Annotated in this window: 11 protein-coding genes and 2 pseudogenes; 4 read left to right on the top strand and 9 right to left on the bottom strand. The window is 51.0% G+C overall.

Going from position 1 to position 14,502, the window contains the following annotated elements:
• Positions 1-553: 553 nt before the first annotated feature.
• The 3 genes and pseudogenes from AAGR22_RS21480 to AAGR22_RS21490 all read right to left on the bottom strand — a co-directional run.
• A complete protein-coding gene (locus AAGR22_RS21480) occupies positions 554-1,030 on the bottom strand; it encodes a lysozyme inhibitor LprI family protein (protein WP_345829531.1) in 477 nt (158 codons plus the stop codon).
• Positions 1,027-3,642 carry a pesticin C-terminus-like muramidase gene (locus AAGR22_RS21485; protein ID WP_345829532.1) on the bottom strand — a complete coding sequence of 872 codons (2,616 nt, stop codon included), beginning with the start codon at positions 3,640-3,642 and terminating at the stop codon, positions 1,027-1,029. Before AAGR22_RS21485 ends, AAGR22_RS21480 begins: the two co-directional genes overlap by 4 nt.
• A 437-nt stretch (positions 3,643-4,079) precedes the next feature.
• A pseudogene (locus AAGR22_RS21490) lies at positions 4,080-4,377 on the bottom strand (Tn3 family transposase); the annotation flags it as partial.
• A 229-nt stretch (positions 4,378-4,606) separates the two neighbouring features.
• Here AAGR22_RS21490 and AAGR22_RS21495 point away from each other — a divergent pair.
• The 4 genes from AAGR22_RS21495 (at position 4,607) to ghrB (ending at position 8,683) form a co-directional block, all read left to right on the top strand.
• Positions 4,607-5,356: a sugar phosphate isomerase/epimerase gene (locus tag AAGR22_RS21495; protein WP_345829534.1), complete on the top strand. Its 750-nt coding sequence runs from the start codon at positions 4,607-4,609 to the stop codon at positions 5,354-5,356.
• Between the two features lie 3 nt (positions 5,357-5,359).
• Entirely contained in the window at positions 5,360-6,316 is a 957-nt protein-coding gene (locus AAGR22_RS21500) for a sugar kinase (protein WP_345829535.1), read from the top strand.
• A 71-nt stretch (positions 6,317-6,387) separates the two neighbouring features.
• Positions 6,388-7,671, top strand: coding sequence for an MFS transporter (locus AAGR22_RS21505; protein WP_345829537.1), 1,284 nt, complete (start codon positions 6,388-6,390; stop codon positions 7,669-7,671).
• Positions 7,672-7,708: 37 nt separating this feature from the next.
• Positions 7,709-8,683, top strand: a complete 975-nt coding sequence (gene ghrB, locus AAGR22_RS21510; RefSeq protein ID WP_345829539.1) for a glyoxylate/hydroxypyruvate reductase GhrB — start codon at positions 7,709-7,711, stop codon at positions 8,681-8,683.
• Positions 8,684-8,775: 92 nt separating this feature from the next.
• Here the strand turns inward: ghrB and AAGR22_RS21515 are convergent, their stop codons facing one another.
• The 6 genes and pseudogenes from AAGR22_RS21515 to AAGR22_RS21540 form a co-directional block, all read right to left on the bottom strand.
• Positions 8,776-8,979: an Hha/YmoA family nucleoid-associated regulatory protein gene (locus tag AAGR22_RS21515; protein ID WP_067700507.1), complete on the bottom strand. Its 204-nt coding sequence runs from the start codon at positions 8,977-8,979 to the stop codon at positions 8,776-8,778.
• Between the two features lie 144 nt (positions 8,980-9,123).
• The gene (locus AAGR22_RS21520) at positions 9,124-10,116 is read right to left on the bottom strand and encodes a fimbrial protein (protein ID WP_345831640.1); all 993 of its coding nucleotides are present in this window, start codon (positions 10,114-10,116) and stop codon (positions 9,124-9,126) included.
• A 60-nt stretch (positions 10,117-10,176) separates the two neighbouring features.
• Positions 10,177-12,177 carry a fimbria/pilus outer membrane usher protein gene (locus AAGR22_RS21525; RefSeq protein WP_345831641.1) on the bottom strand — a complete coding sequence of 667 codons (2,001 nt, stop codon included), beginning with the start codon at positions 12,175-12,177 and terminating at the stop codon, positions 10,177-10,179.
• Positions 12,178-12,312: 135 nt separating this feature from the next.
• Positions 12,313-12,792: pseudogene (locus AAGR22_RS21530) on the bottom strand (FimD/PapC N-terminal domain-containing protein); the annotation flags it as partial.
• A gap of 22 nt (positions 12,793-12,814) precedes the next feature.
• The gene (locus tag AAGR22_RS21535; RefSeq protein WP_345831642.1) at positions 12,815-13,474 is read right to left on the bottom strand and encodes a molecular chaperone; all 660 of its coding nucleotides are present in this window, start codon (positions 13,472-13,474) and stop codon (positions 12,815-12,817) included.
• An 83-nt stretch (positions 13,475-13,557) separates the two neighbouring features.
• Entirely contained in the window at positions 13,558-14,085 is a 528-nt protein-coding gene (locus AAGR22_RS21540; protein ID WP_067700513.1) for a fimbrial protein, read from the bottom strand.
• Between the last annotated feature and the right edge of the window lie 417 nt (positions 14,086-14,502).

Here is a 14,502-nt window from a genome sequence, read left to right on the forward strand (position 1 = left end):
GCGGTTTTTGGCCTCTCCTGTGTTAATAAAACCGGTAATCAAATCAATGTAAATCTGACCGATAATGCCATAAGTATATAAGTAAAATCATATATTTACGCTCTTAACGTAAGTTTCCATTCCATTGGGCTTCAAACCCCGGTTCCTGTTAGGTGGTTCGCTCCAGGCTGGACTATATGCACGAACTCCCCGTTTAGTCCGATTACCGCGCCCGTTCAGGTAACTATTATCTTGAGTCCAACACTGAAAGACACGAAAAATCGCCAGTGGCGGTAGCCATTGGTAACGGGAACAGTGCGGGAATGTCGGGGAAACGTATTAACAATGTATGTACATTACGCTTGAATAAATCAGCCTGTAGCGGCTAAACTGAAAGAACAAATTTGGTGACTGTTCCCGCTAAAGTCCAGTTACCGCCCAGATCCGAGAGTTGCAAGCTCAAAGTTCTGGTTTAAAAACCCGCCTCTCGGCGGGTTTTTTCTTTTCTGAGCAAGAGATTACGCGCAGATTAAATGGATTTCGAGAGGATCCTTTCTGACAACCTCATATTTCATTACTGATCTGAATGAAGAAACAGATTTCTATCTTTGCATTCATTATCCGAGAACTGCTTCTCCATAAAGTCACAATGATCTTTAATGTAATTATTCCATCCAGACTGTGACGTTGATTGAGGAGCCCCCCCCATATTAGACTCTTTTGTAATTATTGCTTTTAGCTCACGATTTCTCTCATATGTTTGCTGATACAAACATGCATTTTTATTTATTTTATACTCAGCGCCATCATCAGGAGTATACGTGCAAATTTCATCTCTAGCTTTAATCCATAACATCTGAGATTTTTTGACTTCATTTTTTATTTCAGGGAACGATATAACTATGCTTTTATACAAATAATTAAGGAGTTCATCCTCAGATTTATAATTACCATAAGAACACGATTCCAATACGGTAGTATTTTCACTTGTGCAGTTTTCATAAGCCACAGTAGAAAAACTAATTAGCGATAATAATAATAATTTTTTCATTGAGATAATCCCTCCTCAAATAATTTAGCTTCATCTTCTCTTCGGGTTATTAACCCATCCAATCCCTTTCCGACCCAAAGCCTCTTCATTGAGCGGAACTGATTGGGGATATCACTCAAACCCCCAGAAACAAAGTCATCATGTATATTCCTCATTTCAATACGTGATGCAATGCTTGGTTTATAAAAGGATGTTCCACGATTAATTACCAGCGAAAGCATTGCCCCTTGGCAATGAGGGTGTGTTTTTAATACTTCCGGGTATGTATCCACAACTATTTGTGCATAGTTAGATTTCATTTTCATAGCCAAAGACACGGCATCTTTCTCGCTAATGGTTATATCAATCAGTGAAGGTATAACAGCAGATGCATTACTTCCTTTTAATCCTATAGCTTCTTCCAAACGGGTTAGCTGCACCTCAGTAAAATAACCAGAAAGCATAGCGCGCATTTTAGATACTGTTTGCTGCCCTAAATCATAACCATATCCAATAGTAACACCACTAGCACTACTACCTTGAGGTACATAAGGTGATCTTTTATAACCTTCAGCTTTCAAAATTAAATTAGCGGATTTTTTAGATATTCTATAAACACCCAAACTAGTCTGAAAGTCGATCGTATCACTAAACTTTTCTACATATGCATCCAAAAATGTCACCGGATGCATATGCCACGGCTCCGGCCCCATGCCCTGTACCTGCTTCATCCACGCCATTTTATCTATAAATGCTTCAAGGTAGGTTTTCCACAGCGCACCGTCCGTCTTCAGCGTATCAAGATACGTCTTCCACAGTGGATCATCCTTGCCGTAATACCACTCGCTGGCGTGTTTCGCGATAATGCGTTGCAGACGGTCCCGGTAAGAAACAATGTGGATCGCCTGGAGATATTCGTCAATCGAGTAATGCCCGTCCTTGTTGCTGTCAATCTTCTCCAGCAGGCGCTGGTAGTTATACTGATTCAGCGCATAAGCCGGCCGGGTTTCTGCCTGCGCAGCCTTATGCAACTGCTCCAGAATGACCTTCACGATGTTATCCGGTTGCAGGGTGCCGTCTATCAGGTCAAAGCTCGTCCCGGCCTTGTTCAGCGTCACAAATCCACGGTCTGCCAGCGCATACTGCGAGATTTTTTGAACATCTGCGGCGCCAACCCAGCCCCCTTCGGGCCGTATCTGGTAATACGCCGGCTGACCGTCTGCCTCCAGCACCGGCACCTTGCTCAGCGTCAGAATGCCCGGCGACTTCGTTTTGCGCGTACTGTCCGCCATCTCGCCTTCGCCATTTTTGACAAACAGCGTCGCGCCTTCCGGGTACTTAAGGAACGCCGGCGACTGCTCGCCCGCGTGCTCCGGGTTCGTCAGAAGCGCCGGCAGACTGTCGTCCATGCTCAGGCACTCGATATGCACCTGATAACGTGACCGCTTGCCGTTCTCCTCCGGCAGCTGGTAAAAACCCATATGCCCGATGCTGTCGCCGGCGCTAATCGCGACGGGCACGGACGGCACCACCACGTCACCAAACACCGGATGCCCCCCGGAGGCCGTCGCCGTCTGAGGCGTCAGGCTGTCGCCGTCAGACACCACCCAGACCCGGTCGCCCTTTTTCAGCTTGCCCACGTCACGCCCCAGCGTGACCAGGCTAAACGCGCGGAAAGCCTCGTCAGGGGTTTTTCCCGGGCGCGTCACCTGCTGCGCGGTATTGCCCGGCTCATACGTCAGCGGGAAGCCCGCCGTCAGCGCACCCGCCTTTTTCCCCTGCAGCACGTCGTCACTGCTCAGGTAATACTGCCAGTTCGTGCGGGCGGTGCAGTTGACACTGCCGGCCGGCTGCGAACGGTAGGCCGGCGAGCATTTAGCCCACCATGAAGGCGCGGGGACTGACGGCGCGGCGGATATAAGGAAGCCCTGATCGGACACCGTCCAGACCTTCGTCCCGGCCGGCACCGTGACGCCCGCCGCGTTCTTCGTCTCTGCGGCCATCGTCACCTCCGTGAACTGGCGGCCGTCGCTGTGGAGGGTAATGATATTGTTGCTCAGGGTGACAAGCATGTCTTTCGCCAGCGTACCGCCGGCCTTCCCAGCCAGAACGTCGTCCGCGCTGGCGTAGTAGCGCTGAGTGCCCCTGGTTTTTCGTTCCAGCACCCCGCCCAGCGGGGCGTACGCCGCAAAGGGGGCAAGCTGCATGTACAGGGTGTAAAACGTCAGCCCGCTGGCGGGCGTATCGCCCGGCTGAACCCGGTGTCTGACCAGCACAAAAGAGGTGGAAAGGTGCAAATGCTCATCCCGCCAGGGAATGGCCTCGCTGGCGTAATCCCTGCACACCCGAAAGGCCACGATTTCGCCATCCGCCATGCACCGAATGAACTGCTCCCCTTTGTAAGGCTGCCGGAGATAGGCCTTCTCCTCCTCGCTGTCGGTGCTCAACGCGCACCACGGCACCGTTGCATCCGTAATGTGAATGCCCCCGTGCCACATCCCCTGACTCCCCACCAAATAATGCCCCGAACTTTCGCCGCCGAGGACGGCGAGAAGGTCTTCCGCTGAGGAAAACTCGGTGCCATTCCTGTTCGACGGCACCGGATAACTGATTTTTGGTAGTATTGCTGACATAAAATTTCTTCCCTGTGTGTGCAATCCTCGGCCAGCGCGGGGACGCTCACGGCGTCACCGGCTGACGATAGCCGCATCATACTCGCCATCACCCCTAAGCCCAATTATTCGCGGCGGGTAATAACCCCTACGTTGAATCGCTCAAAAAAGCGATCGGGATACGCATGGCCTGCCCAAAATGTGACGACAATCAACAATCGAAGGCTTGAAACACCTTCAAAAGACCACATTTATATTATGGGTAAATTCACCCATCTTATTGGCATGAAAAGAAAGCAGAATACCAGTGTAAAACAACAGTAAAACTGTTACGAAAACAGAACATCCGGCCAAGTTCGAAAAAATTTGGAATATCGGAGAAAAACCAGAACACCCTGGGATCTATGAGTGCAAATCATGCTTGTATGAGGATGTCATTAAACCCCGATAAGCTCCTATGCGTGGATTATGCCCTGCTTCAGGGAACAGGAAGCCCGCATCATTTCATCCCAGTGGCTTTCAATTCTGGGTAACTCCACATATCCTCTTGCCAGTTCATCCAGTGCGCCGTATATGGACGCTTTTATCGATCCGCAAGAATATGACTTCTCCGGCATCCGCCAGCCGCGGAGAAAACTGATATCCCGGCGGCCAGAACAGACCGAAAATAACGTCGCTGGCACCGGCTGTGTCCGTCATAATCTCGACCGGATTCAACCCTGTCTGTTGCTCCAGAAGTCCTTCCAGCACGAAAATAAGGCATTAAAGACTGGAAGATTTCCTGCACAAAAAATATTATGTGCAGCACCTTCACATCCGTGATAATCACCCCGAATGCCACCCCTCTCTGCTTTTCAGAACTTCCTTAAATTAAATTGTTTACATCGTGAGCGCGATCATAAAACCACACTCTTCTCCTTTGCTTTGGAACCGGTTCCATTTAACGTTTTTGTAACGCCATGGCCGTGTGAGCCAGGAGAATGCGATGAAAAGAGACATAATAGTGGTAACCGCTGCCTATGGCCGCGAGTGTGTTGAACAACAGGGTGGCCAGCAGGCTTTACTGCCGATCGTTGCGGAGGCGGGTGCAGACGGCGTGGAGATCCGCCGTGAGCTTTTTACGGCAGAGGCCCTGAATCATCTGGCTGAAACAGGTGCCGCCATTGCCCAGGCGCGACTTAAGGCCGTTTATTCGGTGCCGGAAGCGCTGTTTACCGCGCAGGGTGAGCTTAACCCGCATATCGACCGCCATCTTGCGGAGGCGCAGCAGTTAGGTGCGCAGCGGCTAAAATATGCCTTAGGACACTACCCGCGTGATATATGTCGTCAGCAGCTACAGCAGCATCTTTCCGGGCAGCCGGTTGAACTGTTAGTGGAAAACGATCAGACGGACGACGGCAAACTTGCTGCGCTGGAGGGCTGGTTTAACGACGGCGGTGGCGCGCAGAATGAAACGGGCATGACCTTCGATATGGGCAACTGGCTGTGGGTCGGAGACGATCCCCTGGCTGCGGCGGCGCGCCTCAGCCGCTTTGTCCGCTATATCCACGTTAAGGCGGCGGTAGCAGATAAATCAGGCTGGCGCGCCATTGCGCTGGATGAGGCTGATAACCTCTGGCGTGAAACCCTGGCGCGGCTGCCTGGCGATGTGCCGCGCGCGATAGAATTCCCCCTGGAGGGCAATGATTTGGTTGCCATCACCCGACACTACGTTGATCTGCTGCGAGAGGAATAACCGATGACCACCCATAAAAACGGCACGCTCGATGCGGTCACGATTGGCGAAGCGATGGCGATGTTTGTTGCCAGCGATACCGGGGACCTCGCAGCGGCTGAGCGCTTCGTTAAGCGCATTGCCGGTGCCGAACTTAACGTCGCCATCGGCCTGGCCAGACTGGGGCTGAAGGTTGGCTGGGTCAGCCGCGTGGGCAATGACTCGTTTGGTCGATTCACCCGCCAGCAGTTGGAAAAAGAGGGCGTTGATTACCGCCGGGTTACGACGGACGATCGCTTTCCTACCGGCTTCCAGCTGAAATCGAAGGTTGATGACGGTTCCGACCCGCTGGTTGAGTATTTTCGGAAAGGATCGGCCGCGAGCCATCTCTCCGTGGATGATTTTGACCGTGACTACTTTGGTGCTGCCCGCCATTTGCACCTTAGCGGCGTGTCGGCAGCCCTGTCGGCTTCATCCCTGGCGTTGTCCGGGCACGCTGCGCAGCAGATGAAGCAGTTAGGCAAAACGATATCGTTCGATCCTAATCTGCGTCCGGTGCTGTGGCCGAGTGAGCGCGAGATGGTCAAACAGCTTAATATGCTGGCGGGCTATGCCGACTGGGTGCTACCCGGCATCAGCGAAGGCAAAATACTGACCGGTCACCACCAGCCGGAAGCCATCGCTGACTTCTACCTTGATAAGGGGGTAAAAGCAGTGATTGTGAAAACCGGCTGCGACGGTGCCTGGTACAAGACCTCGCAGGGCGAAAAAGGCGCCGTTGAAGCGATTAAAACCGACAACGTGGTGGATACCGTGGGGGCCGGTGACGGCTTCGCGGTTGGCGTCATTAGCGCCCTGCTGGAAGGAAAAACGCTGCCGCAGGCTATCCGACGTGGCAACAAAATCGGCTCACTGGCGATTCAGGCCATCGGTGACAGTGAAGGCTTACCGACCCGCGACGCGCTGGGTGACAGCTATTGATCCCCGGAAAATAACGCTTAACTCACTCAGTGACACAGCCGGCGTTAGCCCCTCACTCAAGAGGTATTACGATGGAAAAGAGTAAAATCGCGCCTAAACGCTGGTGGTATATCATGCCCATCGTGTTTATTACCTACAGCCTGGCCTATCTCGACAGAGCGAACTTCAGCTTTGCGTCGGCAGCGGGGATCAACGATGACCTCGGCATTACCAAAGGCATGTCATCCCTGCTGGGCGCGCTGTTTTTTCTGGGCTATTTCTTCTTCCAGATCCCTGGCGCGGTGTATGCAGAGCGCCGCAGCGTCAAGAAACTGGTGTTTGTCTGCCTGCTTCTGTGGGGCGTCTGCGCCTCGCTGACCGGTATGGTCAGTAATATCCCGATGCTGGCGGTGATCCGTTTTGTCCTCGGCGTAGTGGAAGCCGCCGTCATGCCCGCCATGCTTATCTATATCAGCAACTGGTTTACGAAATCCGAGCGTTCCCGCGCCAATACCTTTCTTATTCTGGGTAATCCGGTCACCGTCCTGTGGATGTCGGTGGTGTCTGGCTATCTGATTAACGCCTTCGGCTGGCGGGAGATGTTTATCTTTGAGGGCATTCCGGCGGTGATCTGGGCGGTAGCCTGGTGGTTTATGGTGCAGGATAAACCGGCACAGGCAACATGGCTGAGCGCCGACGAAAAGGCCGCTTTGCAGGCGCAGCTGCAAAAGGAGCAGGAGAATATCAAGGCGGTGCGCAACTACAGCGAAGCCTTTAAATCCCGTAACGTCATTATTCTGTGCATGCAGTATTTTACCTGGAGTATCGGGGTATACGGTTTTGTACTCTGGCTGCCGTCGATTCTGCGCAACGGTACCCAGATGGGGATGGTTGAGGCTGGCTGGCTTTCCGCCGTGCCTTATCTGGCCGCCACGATCGCCATGCTGGTGGTTTCATGGGCGTCTGACAAATTACAAAATCGCAAACTGTTCGTCTGGCCCCTGCTGCTGATTGGGGCGCTGGCGTTTTTAGGCTCCTGGTTTATCGGTGCCAGCCACTTCTGGCTCTCCTTCTCGCTGCTGGTGGTAGCGGGCGCGGCAATGTATGCCCCTTATGGGCCATTCTTCGCCATTATCCCCGAGATGCTGCCGCGCAACGTTGCCGGTGGGGCGATGGCGCTGATTAACGCCATGGGCGCACTGGGGTCGTTCCTCGGCTCCTGGGTGGTGGGCTATTTGAATGGCTCCACCGGCAGCCCTTCTGCATCGTATATATTTATGGGGGCGTCACTGCTGATCTCCGTGTGGCTGACGCTTATCGTAAAGCCCGCCGCGAATACACAGCCGCCGCTGGCTAATGGCGCTAAACATGCCTGAGCCCGACCCCCAACCTTTTGCAAACAGGGAGCAAAGAATGAAACCTTCAGTGGTGTTGTATAAGACCTTACCCGATGATTTACGCGCAAAGCTCGACGACCATTTTACGGTAACCGAGCTCAGCGACCTGAGCCCGGAAACGCTGAGCAGGCATGCCGACGCGTTCGCGCAGGCGGAGGGTATCCTGGGCTCCGGTGGCAAAGTTGACGCCGAATTCCTGCAAAAAACGCCAAAGCTGCGCGCGGCCTCAACCGTCTCGGTAGGCTACGATAATTTCGACGTTGATGCCCTTAACGCGCGCAGCGTGGTACTGATGCACACGCCAACCGTGCTGACGGAAACCGTCGCCGATACCATGATGGCGCTGGTGCTGACTTCCGCACGACGCATTGTTGAGGTTGCCGATCGGGTGAAAGCCGGTGAGTGGCAGGGCAGCATCGGCGCAGACTGGTTTGGGGTTGACGTCCACCATAAAAAGCTGGGCATCCTCGGGATGGGCCGTATCGGCATGGCGCTGGCACAGCGCGCTCACCTTGGCTTCAGTATGCCCATTCTGTATAACGCCCGCAGGCATCATGAAGAGGCCGAACAGCGCTTTGACGCCACCTGGTGCGATCTCGACAGGCTGCTCCGTGAGTCTGATTTTCTCTGCATCAGCCTGCCGTTGACCGAAGAGACGCACCATTTAATCGGCCGCGAGCAGCTGGCGAAGATGAAACCGAGCGCAGTGCTGATTAATGCCGGACGCGGGCCGGTTATTGACGAAGAGGCGCTGATCGCCGCGCTGCGCGACGGCACTCTGCACGCCGCCGGTCTGGACGTATTCGAGAAAGAACCCCTTCCCGCCGACTCACCGCTACTTACGCTGCCCAACGTGGTCGCCCTGCCTCACATTGGCTCTGCCACGCATGAAACCCGCTACGGCATGGCGAAGGATGCGGTCGATAACCTGATTACCGCACTGACCGGCAAGGTCGATAAAAACTGCGTCAATCCGCAGGTACTGAAGTAATCACCTCTCCGGGGGGATCGCCGATCCGCCCGGGCTTTTCTGACGCTGCCCGCCTTCCCCCTCACACTCAGCCCCGGCAAGGGATGAAAAGGTTATTTAACAAAAGTCCACACTGCCGCAGGGACGCGATCGTACAGGCGTCCGGTGATCAGTTCGGCCTTACGGTGGTCGTATGCGCTGGCAATGATATCGACAAGCGTTGCCGGACGGGTATGGATAAGGTGCTCATACACCTTTTCGAGCGTTTCGAGCCTGGAACAGCGGCGAAAGTGCAGCAGAAATTCATGTCGGGTCATTGTTATCACCTTATAAAATCATGGGGAAATCCCTCCCGGAGATTTACCGCACTGGGTTTATGTCCTTTAATGCGAATAACCGAAACTGCTTTTTTAAAATCCTGCCAGCCGGATAAAACCTTAAAAAACTGACGCAAAACCCGACTATTTAAAGGTAACATCCACGTTTGCCGAGGCAGAAAAAGGCCCTATCTGCGGACTGGTATTAAGCCATTTAAGACTGGCGAAAAAATCCCTCTGTACGACATCTCCATTAATCACACCGAGGGGGACAGGTGTGTTCATTTGAATCGCCTTTCCGGGTGTTTCCGTCTGGGAGAGAACGATACCAAACCCACTTTTATCGGTCGGCAATATAACGCTCCTATCCCTGACCGGATAAGTTGTACTAAAGCTGGCTTCCAGCGTCTCGCCCTGGCAATCCTGTCCGGAATCCTTGTCTACCAGGCTGGTGAGGATTGAAAAAGGCACCTGCTTCTCGATTTTACCCGCCACCGCATTCAGTCGTGATATATGACCAAATTCAACGGTACTGCCGTTATTACCCGCGATCGTGATTTTAGGATTGCAGGAAATAAACCTGATATTCCCCAGCCCGGTGATATAAGCGTTAAAATTACTGTCCCTGATCGAGTTGAGACCCAGCACGCCGTCCACCTGAAAAAGAGAGTAGGTTCCGTTGTCATTAATTTTACCTCCCGCAGGCGGCGGATTGCCTGTCGCTTTTATATAAACGGAATAGGTCACGGTCACCGTTAAGGGCTCAGCGGGTGTGCGACAGCCATAGTAGGACCGGACGCATCGGGTAGCAGGCCCGACGTCGCTTCTGGCACCTTTAACCGGTTTAATATCAATAGATTGATAAGTTACGCCCACTTCAATCGAATTATGGATCCGTCCCATTGCATTAGCCGGATCCCAGTAGAGATAGGCATTCTCTCCCTCAGGGTGCCGACGGTCGTCCTGACAGGTAAATTCAGACGTATAGGAGGGTGAACGCCACAGCAGCGTTCCTGCCGCTTTGTTAGCCGTTGAAACATTAATGGGTTTATCGAGAATGATAACCTGCCTGACGCTTCCCGATTCACCCCGGCACGCCAGGGCAAAACTCTTAACCGAATATCCCATAGAGAGCATTAACAACAGGCTAAATAACGGCCATTTACTACATTGTTTAAAATGGTGCACGTTAGCCCCTTAATTTTGCGCGCAGACGAGAGTTGTTTCACGATATCCCGCGGTGATCTCGCCTTTTTTAGAACGTAAGTCAGGGATAAGAAAGTGACAGCTTTCCTCTTTGCCCTCTCCCCATTTAACTAAAATTCGCTCCCCTGCATTGGCACCGGAAATAAAAATATCGCCATTTGTCCCCACAATACCCTTACTGATGCCTGCCGAACTTAGCGCAGCTGCGCCGAGAGGCGGCACGATCCCGTCCCGATGAGTACTGTGTATTAACAGGCTCTGCCCGGTGAACGTGTCATATTTAATACGGCCAATGGCACCATAGGTGGGGACGATATCTTTTACGGCGTTAGGTATATCCACACCATTTTTGATATCTGCGGTGCGCAGCGCCACGCGGTTATGATGATATGGCACCGCAGAGGTCATAACGGCATAACCGAAAGGGTCGATAGCGGCGCCTGGCTGATTTTCTAAGCGCGTGCCTCGGGCATTCTTTGCCTCAACCAAAATAAATGTATTCTGTAATGGCTGCGTTAAGGTAATGCCTCCCGAGTGCGCGACGATGCCTCCCGCAAGACCTAAGGTTTCCTGCCGGGTCCCGCCGCCGTAGCTATAGCCCGCGTCAACATTCCCGATACTGCCCTGATAGCCTAAATTTGCCGAATTGATCAGGCTGGATCCCTGGGCATTTGCCGTCTGCACGGAATAACTCAGGCGATTATCATCAAGCAGAGAACCGCTTGCTCCCGAATTGAATCCGTTGCCGTCGGCCTTATTATGACTGGCGCTGAAATTTGCCATAACGGTTCGGGATTTACCGACATTAAAGGGAACTGAAACGCTAAGATTACAGCTGCGGTCATTGTCGTGATGGTTACTTTGTGTATCCTGAATAAACAGGCCATACACGACATCCCTGAAGCTATTGTTAAGTCCTATCTGGAGACTCCGGTCAATACCGCTTGCCCCCCAATAACTCTGACCACTGGCATTTATAAATACGCTCGCCTTCCCGGCAATCTGCTGATTGACATAAACGTCTACCTTCTGTCGGCGGGTAGGAAAATGCCGGGTATAATAAACGTGCCGGTGAGCCTGCATGCTATCCGTGGTGTCTGAGTCGTCGTAATAATTACGGTTATCCCAGTAGATGTTCCGATAGCGCCCATTTTCCCAGCGATCGCGCTCGGCTACGGCATCAGCATACTCATAATATCCGCTGCCAGGATAACGGTATCCGGTCAGCTTAAATTCAGTACCGGTCTTTGCTAAAGATTTTGCATACATAAGCTTCATCGCGGTACCCGTTTTACTGTCACCCGCTACCCTATGGGTTTCAGAAAAGGAGAGCGCTGATGACAGGGCACCCAGCGAACCGAGGCTCTTACTCAGCCCGGTGACGCCAGCGCGATAGTTTTCAGCAACAATAATGCCGCCATACGGCGTCAAATCGTAGCGCGTACCATGGGAAACCGTCGCCTCAATAAAATCGGGCGTATAGGCGGTAAACCCATTCTGATATGTGCCCGCGGTAAGCTGATACTGCCACTGACCCTGACGTATCATATTGGGCACGGAGGCATAAGGGACGATAAAGCTGTTTTTAGTCCCATCAGCCTCAATCACGGTGACATGGAGATCGCCGCTCAGATTACTGGGATAAATATCAGAAATGGCAAATGGCCCGGGCGCCACGTTTGTACTGTAAATGGTGTATCCGTTCTGTCTGACATCGACACGCGCGTTAGAGGTGGCAACACCGCGCACCACCGGCGCATAGCCAGTAAGGCTGTCCGGCAGCATCTCTTTCGCCGAGCTTACCTGAATGCCCATAAACTGGACGCTGTCGAAGACATCACTGCCGGTGCTGGTTTTACCCACCGTAAGACGGCTTTGCAAAGCAGTGAGATCGGTTTCAGCCCAGGAAGCAATATTCTTCCCTTTTCCTGACCAGGATGAACGCTTGCTATAAACAGAGTTATTACGAAATCGCCAGCTTCCAATATTCACACCGCTATTAACACTGATAAAAGCGTACTCAGAAACATTATGATTTGCGTTATTATTATAGGTATTCCTGTTTCCGCTAAAACTGTAGTTCACGAAGCCAGCATTGATGCCATCGTCGTAGACGGACGCAGGGAGAGCACCCTGAGCGTGACTAACCATAAACAGCTGGGGAACGGTAATATCCACTCTCTGTTTGGCTGGATCAGCTATCAGGATTGCGCCAGGACGTTGGGCTGCAATATCAAAGCACACCTCTTCCTTCGCCAGACTATACTCTGCTGGCATGATTACGCCGTAATTACGGTAAAGCCCGGCAGTAATGCAGGGTAGGATCTTATCCTGTGGGTGTTCTCTTGCAAAAGAGAGCACCCGGTGGTCTACTCGTTGGTTATTAAGATAAATATCGGTGGGATACTTGCCGGGTATAATATCATCTCCCTCCCTCATTGACTGGATCTTCGTAGCATTATTATCACCATGAATGAACGATAAATTAAATTTATCTTCCGCCATAGCTGGATGGGATAGAGTATATTGCCCTAAGGAAATGACCATCAGGATATTAGAAAGCCTGATGATCTTATTCGGGCTTAATTGTATCATGTCGCACGCCATTACCCTGGTCCTTCGAAATCCATCAATTTATATCAACATCTTTAATTTCTGTATGACCACCGTAGTCATTTATATAAGTGAAACTGAGTTTTTTAACGTTTAATGACCCTTGTGGTACCGGCAGAGATAGCTCACCAAACGGCTTTACCATATCTTCACTGAGCTTTACCCTTTTGCTATCGGCAGTACCTAAGGTGACAGCGCTCAGCGTGATATGATAGGGACTGTTATTGACTAACCGAAGGCTATTCCCGCTGCGCCGCCACTGCAAACGTGCGGCCTCATGCTGCAAGGTATCCTTTATACTGGCGGGCCGGTAAAAAAGCTTCAGTCTGGTACGAATCGCAACCTGTAAAACGTTATCTTCCCGTGGGGCGGGCGGTATTTCCTGTACATTTACCCACAGCAGCGATTCACGATCGGCGGCCAGCCCCTTACCGGAATAGATAAATCGCAGTATTGCCTCTTTTTGTCCCGCAAGTTTCAGTATGGGTGGCGTCACCACCACAGGAATACTTTTGTTCATCGCCTCTTTATCGCCATTATCTAACCATGACTGCACCATATAGGGATCGTCACTGTCGTTATTAATAGATAAAGAGGCTGAACGTGAATCTGCATTGTAAATTATTCTTGTTGCTTCAATCTGTACCCCCGCTTCCGCGAAAAAGGAAAATGCCATCAGGAGTGAAAAAAAAATAAGAAACAATTTAGATTTATAACGCCTGAAAAACGCAGAGATCGTTGCGTCATCTTTCATCATATTTACTTATATTCTACGGTAAAGGTTGCATTAGCGTTTGCTTCACCCGCTATAACGTTTTGCTGATACGATTTATATCTGGCGCGCAGATTGAACGTCGTCGTTCCTGAGGCATCACCGCTGCTGGCGATACTCTGGTATAAAGCGTCATCACCGGCAACCTGCCCGATGGGGATCACCTTATCGTTATTCGCCAACAGTTCAATACCTACCCCTGACGCTTTACTGACCGCCAGCAGGTTGGGTTGACCTTCAGGGGTTGGGCCATCAAAACGTAAGGTATAATTACCCGCTTCGCACTTCTCCAGGCTAACGCTAAAGGCTTTAGCACCTGTCGTAGAACCTGTCGCAGGAAACGCTGATGTCCCATACTTCCCCAGAAATACCTGTTTATCACGATCGCCAGAGACGACCTGACAGGCAGACTGAATTATTTCTCCGGTAAAAGCGACTTTCCCATTTGCCGCATTTACATTACTGCTCATTACAGGCATAAAAACCAGACTTGATGTCAAAATTACTCTCTTCATTTCCCCTCCGGAAATACGTCAGCGTAGTAAATAAAAATATGAAATTAAAGATAGAAATACTGATATCAGATTAAATTATTTTCGAAATCGCCGAAAATATAGACCCGGCACTGAATGATGTTAAATCGTTTTAACCTATCATAAAAATAATATTTGATAGCCCTGTCCTATGGTAAATATTCGGTAATTTTCCGCAAGAAATGAAGAATTTCAGATCTATCAACTAAATAAACCAGGTGTCACACTATGATATGCTGTGATTTAGCTTAGTGATTAATGATGTAAATATAAAAACCGAGGGTGGTTTATTTAATTACTAAAGCGGATATTAATCCAGATAAGAACGTGCGTTATTATTATTATTTACTGCTTTTTTCATCACTCACCTTATAATACATAAAAACAGTTAGTTAGCAG

The sequence above is a fragment of the Erwinia sp. HDF1-3R genome, from assembly GCF_039621855.1.
GTDB lineage: Bacteria > Pseudomonadota > Gammaproteobacteria > Enterobacterales > Enterobacteriaceae > Erwinia.

Bases quoted from the DNA above. Each gene is read 5' to 3' on its own strand.
- AAGR22_RS21480 (WP_345829531.1), bottom strand. From the start codon at position 1,030: ATGAAAAAATTATTATTATTATCGCTAATTAGTTTTTCTACTGTGGCT.
- AAGR22_RS21485 (WP_345829532.1), bottom strand. From the start codon at position 3,642: ATGTCAGCAATACTACCAAAAATCAGTTATCCGGTGCCGTCGAACAGG.
- AAGR22_RS21495 (WP_345829534.1), top strand. From the start codon at position 4,607: ATGAAAAGAGACATAATAGTGGTAACCGCTGCCTATGGCCGCGAGTGT.
- AAGR22_RS21500 (WP_345829535.1), top strand. From the start codon at position 5,360: ATGACCACCCATAAAAACGGCACGCTCGATGCGGTCACGATTGGCGAA.
- AAGR22_RS21505 (WP_345829537.1), top strand. From the start codon at position 6,388: ATGGAAAAGAGTAAAATCGCGCCTAAACGCTGGTGGTATATCATGCCC.
- ghrB (WP_345829539.1), top strand. From the start codon at position 7,709: ATGAAACCTTCAGTGGTGTTGTATAAGACCTTACCCGATGATTTACGC.
- AAGR22_RS21515 (WP_067700507.1), bottom strand. From the start codon at position 8,979: ATGACCCGACATGAATTTCTGCTGCACTTTCGCCGCTGTTCCAGGCTC.
- AAGR22_RS21520 (WP_345831640.1), bottom strand. From the start codon at position 10,116: ATGCTCTCTATGGGATATTCGGTTAAGAGTTTTGCCCTGGCGTGCCGG.
- AAGR22_RS21535 (WP_345831642.1), bottom strand. From the start codon at position 13,474: ATGGCATTTTCCTTTTTCGCGGAAGCGGGGGTACAGATTGAAGCAACA.
- AAGR22_RS21540 (WP_067700513.1), bottom strand. From the start codon at position 14,085: ATGAAGAGAGTAATTTTGACATCAAGTCTGGTTTTTATGCCTGTAATG.